Raw genomic sequence first — 12,672 nt, 5'->3', positions numbered from 1 at the left:
TAATGAATATACCTTTATTAAATTTAAAAAGACAATATTCTTATTTAAGAAAAGATATAGAAGATAAAATATCTGAAATTTTAGAAAGTGGAGCATATATAAATGCAAATAATGTAAAAACTTTTGAAAAAAGTTTAGAGAAATATCTAGGAGTTAAGCATGCTATTGGAGTTGCTAATGGGACAGATGCTTTAATAATAGCTTTAAAAGCATTAAATATAGGGAAAGATGACGAAATTATAACAACACCATTTACATTTTTTGCAACAGCTGAAGCAATAACTTTTGTTGGAGCAAAGCCTGTTTTTGTTGATGTAAATGAAACGGATTTTAATGTAAATCCTGAAAAAATAGAAGAAAAAATAAATGCTAAAACAAAAGCAATAATGCCAGTACATATTTTTGGAACCCCAGCAAATATGGATAAGATTAATGAAATTGCTAAAAAACATAATCTTTTTGTTATAGAAGATGCTTGCCAAGCAATAGGGGCAAAATATAAGGATAAAATGGTAGGGAGCATTGGAGATTTAGCATGTTTTTCATTTTTTCCAACAAAGAATTTGGGAACTTATGGTGATGGGGGGCTAATAACTACAAATAATGACAGCCTGGCAACAATTTGTAGAGCTTTAAAAGCTCATGGAAGTGGTGAACAAGGAGCAGAGGCATATTCATTATTAACTGGAAATGAAGTAGGTATAAATAAAGAAAACAAAGCTAGTGTAGATGACACTGTTTATAATCCTAAAAAATATTATAATTATTTGATTGGACATAATTCTAGATTAGATGAGCTTCATGCAGGAATTTTAAATATAAAATTTCCTTATTTAGATAGTTGGAATCAGAAGAGAATAGAGATTGCTAATTACTATGATAAAAATTTAGATAATAAAAAGTACAAAAAGATGAAATTAGATAATGAAAATAAAAATGTATACCATATGTATATATTACAAGTTGAAAATAGAGAAAAAATTATTGAAATTCTTGAAAAGAATGGTATAGGATACGGAGTTTATTATCCAGTACCTTTACATTTACAAAAGGTTTATAATAATTTAGGTTACAAAGAGGGAGATCTGCCTATAGCTGAATACTTATCACATAGAACAATAGCTATTCCGGTAGATCCTGAATTAAAAGAAGAGGAAATTAAACATATTAGTAATATTTTAAATAATGTAGGAGAATAAAATGAAATTATCTGACTTATCTTTTGGAGAACTAATAAGAGATGCTGAATTTAATTGGTTAGGTTTAACAGCTGAGGAATATTTTCAAAAAAAACATTTAACATTTTTGACATCTGATAAATATATTGATGAATTAAATAATAATAAAAGTGTCTCAGCAGTTATTACAACTAAAGAGTTAGTACCTTGTATAAGTAAAAATGTAGGAATTTTAGTTGTACAAAATCCTAAGACTGATTTTTTTGAACTTCATAATAAGTTGGCTGAAACTAATTTTTACAATAAAAATATAGTTGCAAACAAAATTTCTAAAAAAGCAAATATAGCAGACACAGTTAAAATCAGAGGGAAAAATATAGTAATAGAAGATGATGTAATTATTGATGATTATGTTGTTATTTATTCAAATGTTACTATAAGAAAAGGAACAAGAATAGGTGCAGGGACAATTGTTGGAAGTAGACCATTAGAAGTGCTAACACTTTCAGATAAAAATATTCCTATAATACCAATAGGAGAAATATTTATTGATGAATTTGTTAATATACAATCTAATTCAACAGTAGAAATGGGAGTTTTTGGTCAAACGTACATTGGGAAATATGTTCAAATTGATGATTTAGTGCAAATAGGTCATGATGTTAAAATCCAAGATCAAGCAATTATAGTTGCTGGTAGCGTTATAGGGGGAAGAACTAGAATAGGCAAAAAGTCATATATTAGTATCAATGCAACTTTACGAAATGGAATTGAAATAGGAGAAGAATCTCGAGTGAGCATGGGTGCTGTTGTAAGTAGGAGTGTTGAGTCAGGAAAGACTGTTACAGGAAATTTAGCTATAGAGCATTCTAAATTTATGGAGAATTTAAAGAAAATATAAAAGGAGAAGACCTTGAAAAAAATATGGGTGATTAATCACTATGCTGTTCCTCCTGAATTAGGGACATTTGTTCGACAGTTTCAATTTGCAAAAATTTTAAAAGAAAAATATAATTTTGAAATTTTTACTTCTAGCCAAATTCATAATTCAAATATAAATATTAAAGAAAAGAACAGATTTATAAAAACTTTATATTATGAAGGTGTAAAATTTAACTTTATAAAAAATATAGATTATGGTAAAAATTCTGTAAAAAGACTAATAAATATGTTAGAATTTTCTATCAAAATTTTATTTTTAGCTTCCAAAAAATATGGAGATCCAGATATAGTATACTTGTCTTCACCATGTTTGATAGCAAGCTTTTTTGGATTAATAGTAGGGAAAATAAAAAAAGCAAAAATTATTATAGAGGTCAGAGATATTTGGCCTTACAGTATTGTTGACTATAGTGAAAAAATATCTAAATATAATATTCTGATTTATATACTCTCAATAATAGAAAAAATAATATATGTAAAATCAGATGCGATTATTTTTACCGTTCCTGGAGGTAAGGAATATATAAGGGAAAGACACTGGGAAAATAAAATTTCTAAGTCAAGAATATTTTATATTAATAATGGGGTAGACTTGGAAGAATTCAGAAAGTCTATTATTGAACTAGATGATATTGATTTGAGGTCTCAAAAGAAAAAATTTATTTATACAGGATCAATTAGAAAAGCTAATAATGTATTAACGTTAGTAAAAGCGTTTGAAAGAGTTGGGAAAGATTCATTATTACTACTTTATGGTTCAGGAGATGAGGTTTCTGAAATAGAGACTTATATTTTGGATAATGATATTAAGAATATTAAGTATAAGGGAAAAGTTGAAAAAAAGATAATCCCTAGTATTTTGTCGCAAGGAGATTTCAATATTTTGACATATCTTCCAATCAAAGAAAGTTTAGTGAATAAATATGGAAGTAGTCAAAACAAACTTTTTGAATATTTGGCTAGTGGAAAACCTGTTATTAGTAATCAAAAATATGGAGAATATGATATAGTAGATTTTCATAAATGTGGATTAGTTAAACAGTGTCATACAATTGAAGAGTATGAAAAACTTATTGATACAGCTCTTACTTTAAGTAAAGATGAATATGAAGAGTTACAAAAAAACACTCAAAAAACAATTCAGAAATTTGATTGGAAAGTTTTATCATTGGAACTTGAAAAAATATTTCAGTATATAAGTAATGTTTAAGGGAGATAGACAAATGAAAAGAATACTTACTATTGTAGGGGCAAGACCTCAATTTATAAAATCAAATATAGTTTCTAAAAAATTAGAGTTATACTTTCAAGAAATTTTAGTACATACAGGGCAGCACTATGATAGTGATATGTCAGATATTTTTTTTGATGAATTAAAAATGACAAAACCTAAATATAATTTAGGGGTTGGCTCTAATACACATGCAAAACAAACTGCAGAAATAATGATCAAATTAGAAAAAGTTATAGAAAATGAAAATCCTGATGCTATTTTGGTATACGGAGACACTAATTCTACTTTAGCTGGAGCTCTTGTAGCAGCAAAAATGAATATTCCGATTTTTCATATTGAAGGTGGAGTAAGAACTCATTGTAAAGATATGCCAGAAGAACAAAATCGTATATTAACAGATCACTTATCAGATTTAATTTTTCTTAGTACAGAAGAAAATCTTAATGATGCTATTTCAGAGGGGCTTCAGAATCGCTCTTTTGTAGTAGGAGATATTATGTATGATTCATTAAAGCATTATACAACTTTGGTTGAAAACAATGATTTTTTTTATATGCTAAATGAATTAAAACCATTATATAATGATGAGAATAAAATAAAAAATATAGAAACTTATTATTTATTTACACTACATAGACCAGAGAATACTGATTCGATAGAGAAAATAAAAAAAATTTTAGATGTTATAGACCAATTAGGTATACTTGTTATTTTCAGTGTACACCCTCGTATAAAAAATATTATAAGAAAAATTTATAAAAATTATAAAAAAATATATTTTGTTCAACCATTATCTTATTTACAAACTCTATATTTTAGTAAAAAAGCGAAAAAAATAGTCACAGATTCAGGTGGATTACATAAAGAAGCGTATTTACATGGAGTTCCTTGTGTTACATTATTAAGAGGAGGATGGAGTGAAACCGTTCATGATGGTTGGAATCACTTTGTAAATATTGAAAATTTGAAGGATGCTATTAATAATAATGAAATTAAATGGGATTCACCTAGAAATGAATTTGGAGATGGAAATGCAACTGAAAAAATAGTTAAGATTATGTTGGAATATTTTCAGGAGAGTGGAAAATGTTAAATTTTGCAATAATAGGTTGTGGAAGAATAGCTAGTAAAATTACTGATGGGATTATAAAAAATTCAGATAATGCGAGATTAGTTGCTTTATCAGATATTGTAGAAACAAAAATGGATTTTATAGAAAAAAAATATGAAGATTTAACAGTAGATAAAATCTCGATAATAAAAGAAAAAAATTATAAAGAGATTTTAAATAAAGTTAAAATAGATGTAGCAATTATAGCAACAGAGAGTGGTTGTCATGAAGAAATAGGCTTATATTTTCTTGAAAATGGAATTAATGTTATTATTGAAAAACCTATTGCTATGTCTATTCAAGGTGCTCAAAAACTTGTTGATAAAGCAAAGGAAAAAGGATTAAAATTAGCAGCATGTCATCAAAATAGATTTAACTATCCTATTCAACTTTTAAAAAAAGCTATTATTGATGAAAAATTAGGAAAAATTTTTACTGGAACAGCTAGAGTTTTATGGTATAGAGATGATAATTATTATAAGCAGGCTTCTTGGAGAGGAAGTTGGGAACTAGATGGTGGGACATTTATGAACCAATGTATTCACAATATTGATTTACTAAATTGGATGATGGATTCTGAAATAGATACAGTGTACTCTATAGCAAATACTTTTTCAAGAAAAATTGAAGGAGAGGACTATGGAGTTATTTGTATAAAATATAAAAATGGTAAAATTGGTACAATTGAGGGAAGTGTTATAACTTATCCTAAAAACTTAGAGGAAACTTTAACAATAGTAGGTGAAAAAGGAACGATTGTTGTTGGCGGAACCGCTGTTAACAAAATTGATACATGGAGAGTTGACGGAGAAAAAGAAGAGGAATACTTGTCAATAGATTGTGGAGATCCTAATTCTGTATACGGATATGGACATGAAGCACTTTATAAAGACTTTATAGACTCTATTAAAGAAAATAGAAAACCATTAGTTGATGGAGAAGCTGGGCTTTTAGCAGTAAAAATAATATTAGCTGCATATAAATCAAGAAAAACAGGAATGCCTGTTAAGTTTGCCGAATTTAAAGAGTTTTCGACAATGGAGATGAAGAATTAATGGAGATATTACATATATGCTCATATTATTTAGGAAGTAAATTATATAAGAATTTGTTTAATAATTTAAATAAAAGTATTCGAAATTATATTTTTGTGCCTATTAATAATAATGAAAAAATTAATATATCTGATGATCTAGAAGAGAATAATAAGATTTATATTGAAAAATGTTTTAACAGTACTGATAGACTCTTTTTTTTTAAAAAAAATAAAAAAATACTAGAAGCTCTAATGAAAACAGAGATTCTAAAGAAAAATATTTCTCTTTTACATGCTCATACATTATTTACAAATGGCTATGTAGCATATAAAATAAAGAAAAAATACAATATTCCGTATATTGTTGCTATTAGAAATACGGATATTAACGTATTTTTTAAATATTTTTTTTTCTTAAGAAAATATGGGATAAAAATTTTAAAAAATGCCAATAAAATAATTTTTTTGTCACCTTCTTATGAAGAATATTGTTTGAGTAAATATATACCTAAAGATAAATACGAGGAGTTTAAGAAAAAAAGTATTGTAATTCCTAATGGAATTGATAAATATTGGATAGAAAATCTAGTTGATTATAAAAAAAGAAATAGTGAACTAAGATTAATATATGTTGGGAGTATTAATGAAAATAAAAATGTCAAAACTTCAATACTAGCTTGTAGGAGATTAATTGAAAAAGGATACCAGGTTAAATTTACAATTATTGGAGATTTAGAAATAAATTTAAAAGAAATTAAAGAGCCTTTTATAGAATATATACCTTTTTGTTCTAAAGAGAGAATAAAAGAATATTTATCAGAAAGTGATATTTTTATAATGCCTTCCAAATACGAGACATTTGGTTTAGTATATGCAGAAGCCTTATCACAAGGGTTGCCTATAATTTACACTAGAGGACAAGGGTTTGATAAACAAATCCCAGAAGGGAAGGTAGGGTATAGTGTAAAATATAATGACATAGATGAAATTATAGAAAAAATAATAAAAATATATAATAATTATGATAAATATAGTGCAAAAACAAAAGAGTATGTTAATAAATTTAATTGGAAGTATATAGCAGAAAAATATGAGAAAATTTATAATGAAGTTGTCAATAGAGAGGCTAATTGAATGAAATTTTTACACATAATGAGAAATGATAAATTTATAAACCCTTTTATAACTTTTATAAATAAAAATTTTTCCAACGACAATAATAAATTTATTGTAATAGATGGTTCAACAGAAATAGAATTAGTAGACTATAAAAATACTGAAAGATATATTTCTATAGGGAAAAATAATAGTAAAAATGTGAAAATAATTCTTATGATTTTACAACTTCCTTTTTTATTCATAAAGCTATTCATTAACTATGTTAAAGCAGATAAAATTTACTTTCACGGCTTATTTGAGCCTAGACATATTTTATTTTTATATATTTTTAGATTTTTTTTAAAGAAATCTTCATGGATAATGTGGGGAGGGGATCTATATTATTACTATTTTAAAAAAGATACAAGGCTTACATTAAAAAAGAAAATATATTTTTATTTTGATAAGAAAGTAAAAGGGAGTTTTAATAGTTATATAACTTTTATGAAAGGTGACTATAGAATAATGCAAGAATATTGCTCTGGAAAAGGAAAACTTGAACTTTCTTTCACATATCCGAGTAATTTTTATAAAGAAATAAATCTAAAAAAACAAAAAAAAGAAGAAATATGGATACAGTTAGGAAATTCTGAAGATCCAGATAATAACCATTTTGAAATCCTAGAAAAAATAAAAAAATTTAAAGATTTAAAAATAAAATGTTTCTGTATTTTATCTTATGTAGATGAATTGACAGAATACAAGAAAAATGTAATAAAAAAAGGAAGAGAGTATTTTAAAGAAAATTTTGTCCCTGTTACTTCGTTTATGCCATATGATGAATATTTAGAATTCTTAGGAAATATTGATATAGCAATATTTGCACATAACAGAGCTCAAGCTTTTGGAAATACAACTTCTTTATTAAGTATGGAAAAAACAATCTATTTAAAGAAAGAAACTTCAACTTATGAGACTTTAACTGATATGGGAATCAAAGTTAAAACTTTTGATGAACTTAATACTTTAGAAATGTTTGATGAAGAAACATTAAAGAATAATAAAAAGATAATGAAAGAAAAGTTTTCTGAAAAAGAATTAATCAAACAATGGGAAAGAATATTTAATAGTTAAGAATGGGTGATAAAATGAAAAAAATTGTTATATTTGGAGCTGGGGATAATGCAGAATTAGCGAGATATTATTTTGAAAATGATGAGAAGTATAAAAATATTTATAAAGTTGAAGCTTTTACTGTTCAAAAAGAATATATTGAAACTGATGAATTTAAAGGTTTACCTCTTGTTGAATTTGAACAACTAGAAAAAAAATATCCCCCAGAAAAATTTTGTTTATTCATAGCCATTGGTTACACTTCTATGAATGAGGTTAGAGAGAAGATATATAAAAATGCTAAGGAAAGAGGGTATAAGTTTGTAAACTATATTTCTTCAAAAGCTAATGTTTTTACAAATGATATTGGAGAAAATAATTTTATATTAGAGGACAACACTATTCAACCTTTTGTAAAAATAGGGAATAACAATGTAATTTGGAGTGGAAGCCATATAGGGCATCATGGAACTATAGGAAATCACTGTTTTATAACTTCACATGTCGTAATTTCTGGTAGATGTGTAATAGAAGATAATTGTTTTCTTGGGGTTAATAGCACACTTAGAGATCATATTAGAGTAAAATATAAGACTTTAATAGCAGCAGGAGTATGGATATCAAAAGATACAGAAGAATATGGTGTCTATCTGCCTCCTCAATCAACTAAAATAGATAAGAAAAGTACAGAAATAAAAATTTCTTAAGGAGAAAATTATGAAATGGAAAAAGTTAGGAAAAATATTTGAGATAGATGAAAAAAATCAGAAAAGTTGGAATAGGAGTCATTCTGCAAATCCAGTTTGTATAAAGTTAAATTCTAATGAGATAAGGGTATATTTTTCAACTAGAGATATAGAAGGAAAATCAAATGTAGGTTCTTTCGATTATTCAATGAAAGAAAATAAAATAATAAATATAAATGAAGAACCTGTTATGCTTCATGGTAATGAAAATGAAATAGATTCTAGTGGTATAGGAATAGGAAATATAATAGAAATACTAGGAAGGAAATATTTGTATTATATGGCTTGGCAAACCCCAAAAAATGAACATTGGAGAGGAGATATAGCACGAGCAGAATTAGATTTAGAAAATAATATTATGGAAAGAGATAATAATTTTTTAATGTCTATAAATAATGATGTTGATAAAGTTAGTTTATCATATCCATTTGTAATAAAAGAAAATAATAAATATTATATGTGGTATGGCTCAACAGATACATGGGATTTTGGAAATGGAGAAATGGTACATACCATAAATTTAGCTATAAGTGAAGATGGTAAAAACTTTGAAAATAGAAAAAAATGTGTTCCATATGAAATTGGTAAATCCCAAGCTTTTTCTAGACCAACGGTTGTTAAATGGAAAAATAAATGGAGAATGTGGTATTCTTATAGAGGAAATAAAGATAAATATAAGATAGGATATGCAGAAGCAGATGATTTAGATGAATGGAAAGTAAAAGAAAGTAATTTCTATTCTTCTGAAACAGGATGGGATTCGGAAATGGTTTGTTATCCTTATGTATTTGAATACAATAAAAAGCTATATATGCTATACAATGGGAATGGATATGGGAAGACTGGCATAGGTCTAGCAGTTTTAGAAGAGGAATAAGTATGAAAAAAATAGCAATACTTCAATCAAATTATATACCTTGGAAAGGTGTATTTGATATGATGAATAAGGTAGATACTTTTGTTTTTTTTGAAGATGTAGATTTTACAAAGAGGGATTGGAGAACAAGAAATAAAATTAAAACTCCAGAAGGAGAAATTTGGCTAACAGTTCCAGTAAAAAAAGCATCAAGGGGTACTAAAATTTATGAAATTGAAATTTCACAAGAAGAAAATTGGCAAGAAAAACATTATAAAACTATAGTTCAGTACTATAAGAAAGCTAAATTTTTTGATGAATATAAGTATATTCTAGATAGAATTTATTTGGAAAAAGAATGGAGAAATTTATCTGAATTTAATATAGAAACATGTATCTTTTTAGCGAAAGAATTAGGAATTAAAACTAAATTTTTTAACTCAAAAGATTTGAAAACAAATGGAACTAAAGATGATAAATTAATAGAGATTGTAAAGGCATTAAATGGAGATTATTATTTATCTGGCCCAGCTGCAAAAGATTATATAATAAATGAAAAATTTCAAAAAGAAAATATAAAATTAGCTTATATAAATTATAAATACCCTGAGTATAATCAATTATATGGAGATTTTAATCACTATGTTAGTGTTTTAGATGTTATTTTTAACTGCGGGGCTGAAGCTAATAAGTTTATTTTCACTGGTGAAATAGAAGAAATCTTATAAAAAGAGGAGGATGTTTTTATGATAGCGTTTAATATACCACCGTATATAGGCAAAGAAATGGAATATATAAAAGAAGCTATGGAAAAAAATAAGAAAATTTGTGGTGATGGACCTTTTACTAAAAAATGTAATGAATGGTTTGAAAACGAATTTCATACAAAAAAAGCTCTTTTAACAACATCTTGTACTCATGCAACTGAAATGGCAGCAATTTTACTAGATATAAAAGAAGGTGATGAAGTTATTGCTCCATCTTTCACATTTGTTTCAACAGTAAATCCTTTTGTTTTAAGAGGTGCAAAAATTATTTTTGTTGATATTAATCCTAAGACTATGAATATAGATGAAAACCTAATCGAAGCAGCTATAACTAAAAGAACTAAAGTTATAGTTCCAGTCCACTATGCTGGTGTTTCTTGTGAGATGGATAAAATAATGGAAATAGCTAAAAAATATAATTTATATGTAGTAGAGGATGCAGCCCAAGGTGTGATGTCTGAATATAAAGGAAAAGCCTTAGGAACTATAGGAGATTATGGCTGTTTTAGTTTCCATGAAACTAAAAATTACTCTATGGGAGAGGGTGGAGCATTACTTATAAAGGAAGAAAAAAATATTGAAAAAGCTGAAATAATAAGAGAAAAAGGTACAAATAGAAGCAGATTTTTCAGAGGACAAGTTGATAAATATACTTGGGTTGATATGGGCTCTTCTTATTTACCAAGTGAATTAAATGCAGCATATCTTTATGCACAATTAGAAAATGCGGAATTGATATATAATGATAGAATGAAAACTTGGAATATCTATAACGAAGGTTTAAAAGCTTTGGAAGCTAAAAAATGTATAGAGTTACCTTTTATACCTGAGCATTGTAAACATAATGCACATATGTTTTATATAAAATGTAAAGATTTAAATGAAAGAACAAATTTAATGAAATTTTTAAAAGAAAATGGTATATGGACAGTATTTCACTATATACCTCTTCATTCAGCAGAAGCTGGTTTAAGATTTGGAGAATTTTGTGGTGAAGATAAATATACGACTAAAGAGAGTGAAAGACTTTTAAGATTACCACTTTATTTTGGTATTAAAGAAGAAGATGTGTGCAAAGTAATATTAAAAATAAAAGAATTCTATGGTGAAAGAATTGAAAACTAATAGTTTAATAAAAAAATTTCTATCTTTTTCTATTGGAGGATATATAAACTTAATTATAGGTTTTTTAACAGTTCCTATAACTACAAGAATCATATCACCTGAGCAATATGGAGTAGCTTCAATAATAGAGATAACAGTTCAAATACTAGTTATTGTAAGTTCTTTATCCATGGAGCAAGCTTTTGTTAGATTTTTTTATGAAGAAGAGGAGAAAGATAGAAATAAATTGCTGTATATGTCATTGACTCCATTTTTTATATTAGGGAGCTTAGTAGCAATATTAATTTTTATTTTTAGAAATCATATATTTATTTTTCTTATCAATAGAAAAGAGAATTACATGTGGATATATTTGATTTCTTCAATTTTTTTTAGAACTATAAATCTATTTTCCTTTTTAGTTATAAGAATGAAGCAAAGGGCTAAATTATTTTCTTTTTTTACCGCTTTTATAAAACTATTAGAGTTTCTTTTTATTTTAGTATTATTTAGATTTTTAGGAAACTCTTATAAAACTTTAGTTTTTGCAAGCTTGATTGCCAATATAGTTGTAGGACTAATAGCTATTATAATTGAAAAAAACATGTGGAATTTAAAAGGATTATATAGTGAAAAAAAATGTAAAACAGACTATAAAGAACTACTTTATTTTAGTTTTCCTTTAATTATAACAATGGGTTTAAATTGGATATTTGCTTCTTTAGATAAAATTACAATAAAAATATTTACAGATTTAAATGAAGTTGGGATATACTCTGGTGCCTTCAAGATAATTTCTTTGCTAACAGTAATTCAAAGTGGTTTTACTTCTTTTTGGACACCTACAGCATTAGAACATTATAAAAATAACCCAGAAGATATTATTTTTTATAGAAAAGCAAATGATTATTTATCTTTAATATTTTTTCTTTTAGGAATAAATATATTATTATTTAGGAATGTTATAGAGTTTATATTAGGTCCTAAATTTTATCTTTCTATTTTTGTTATGCCTTCATTGGTATTAGTACCTATAATGTACTTATTATCAGAAACAACTATGTTAGGAATAGGATTCAAGAAAAAAACTAAATACTTCTTGTATGTTTCTATAATTTCATCCTTATCAAATCTTGTAGGGAATTTTCTTTTGGTACCATATTTAGGAGCTAAAGGAGCAGCAATTTCAACAGGTATATCTTATATTGTATTTTTTAGTGCAAGAACATATTTTTCAAATAGATTAATAAACTTTGGTTTTAATTTAAAAAGAATATATATTTTAACTTTTTTATTATTAGCTTATGCAATATTTTTAACTTTTTATAATAACCTTTATTTAACAATTGGAATAGGGTTTTTATTGCAAATAATAACACTTATTATTTACTTTCAGATCCTAAAAGAAATTTATTTTAAATATTTGAAAAGGAAGGATAACTAAATGTTTTTTTATATATCTTTGTTTATATTCTTTTTCTTTGGAA

12 protein-coding genes are annotated in these 12,672 nt (G+C 26.1%); all 12 read left to right on the top strand.

Annotation, left to right across the window (positions count from 1 at the left end; translation table 11 throughout):
* Positions 1–2 precede the first annotated feature (2 nt).
* From Q4A58_RS03015 to Q4A58_RS02960, 12 genes are read left to right on the top strand one after another with little or no spacing between them, the layout of a single operon-like run.
* Positions 3–1,199, top strand: coding sequence for a DegT/DnrJ/EryC1/StrS aminotransferase family protein (locus Q4A58_RS03015; protein WP_303116479.1), 1,197 nt, complete (start codon positions 3–5; stop codon positions 1,197–1,199).
* Between the two features lies 1 nt (position 1,200).
* A complete protein-coding gene (locus tag Q4A58_RS03010; RefSeq protein ID WP_303116477.1) occupies positions 1,201–2,079 on the top strand; it encodes a UDP-3-O-(3-hydroxymyristoyl)glucosamine N-acyltransferase in 879 nt (292 codons plus the stop codon).
* 12 nt (positions 2,080–2,091) lie between these two features.
* Positions 2,092–3,330: a glycosyltransferase family 4 protein gene (locus tag Q4A58_RS03005; RefSeq protein ID WP_303116476.1), complete on the top strand. Its 1,239-nt coding sequence runs from the start codon at positions 2,092–2,094 to the stop codon at positions 3,328–3,330.
* A 13-nt stretch (positions 3,331–3,343) separates the two neighbouring features.
* Complete coding sequence (wecB, locus tag Q4A58_RS03000) at positions 3,344–4,447, top strand: non-hydrolyzing UDP-N-acetylglucosamine 2-epimerase (RefSeq protein ID WP_303116475.1); 1,104 nt, start codon at positions 3,344–3,346, stop codon at positions 4,445–4,447.
* Positions 4,441–5,520, top strand: coding sequence for a Gfo/Idh/MocA family protein (locus Q4A58_RS02995; protein WP_303116474.1), 1,080 nt, complete (start codon positions 4,441–4,443; stop codon positions 5,518–5,520). The genes wecB and Q4A58_RS02995 overlap by 7 nt, the downstream gene beginning before the upstream one ends.
* A complete protein-coding gene (locus Q4A58_RS02990; RefSeq protein WP_303116473.1) occupies positions 5,520–6,635 on the top strand; it encodes a glycosyltransferase family 4 protein in 1,116 nt (371 codons plus the stop codon). The genes Q4A58_RS02995 and Q4A58_RS02990 overlap by 1 nt, the downstream gene beginning before the upstream one ends.
* Complete coding sequence (locus Q4A58_RS02985) at positions 6,636–7,733, top strand: TDP-N-acetylfucosamine:lipid II N-acetylfucosaminyltransferase (protein WP_303116472.1); 1,098 nt, start codon at positions 6,636–6,638, stop codon at positions 7,731–7,733. It abuts the gene before it with no gap.
* 14 nt (positions 7,734–7,747) lie between these two features.
* On the top strand, positions 7,748–8,419 hold the full coding sequence (locus Q4A58_RS02980; RefSeq protein ID WP_303116471.1) for an acetyltransferase: 672 nt from the start codon (positions 7,748–7,750) through the stop codon (positions 8,417–8,419).
* Positions 8,420–8,429: 10 nt separating this feature from the next.
* Complete coding sequence (locus tag Q4A58_RS02975; RefSeq protein WP_303116470.1) at positions 8,430–9,335, top strand: hypothetical protein; 906 nt, start codon at positions 8,430–8,432, stop codon at positions 9,333–9,335.
* Between the two features lie 2 nt (positions 9,336–9,337).
* Positions 9,338–10,042: a WbqC family protein gene (locus tag Q4A58_RS02970; protein WP_303116469.1), complete on the top strand. Its 705-nt coding sequence runs from the start codon at positions 9,338–9,340 to the stop codon at positions 10,040–10,042.
* An 18-nt stretch (positions 10,043–10,060) separates the two neighbouring features.
* Positions 10,061–11,206 (top strand): dTDP-4-amino-4,6-dideoxygalactose transaminase, encoded by a 1,146-nt coding sequence (rffA, locus tag Q4A58_RS02965; RefSeq protein WP_303116468.1) that lies wholly within the window; start codon positions 10,061–10,063, stop codon positions 11,204–11,206.
* Positions 11,187–12,629, top strand: a complete 1,443-nt coding sequence (locus Q4A58_RS02960) for an oligosaccharide flippase family protein (protein WP_303116525.1) — start codon at positions 11,187–11,189, stop codon at positions 12,627–12,629. Before rffA ends, Q4A58_RS02960 begins: the two co-directional genes overlap by 20 nt.
* The last annotated feature ends 43 nt before the right edge of the window (positions 12,630–12,672 follow it).

Source organism: Fusobacterium sp., assembly GCF_030528405.1.
Taxonomy (GTDB): Bacteria; Fusobacteriota; Fusobacteriia; order Fusobacteriales; family Fusobacteriaceae; genus Fusobacterium.
The sequence above is the reverse complement of the archived record's forward strand: the minus strand, read 5'-3'. Positions and strand labels throughout refer to the sequence as shown.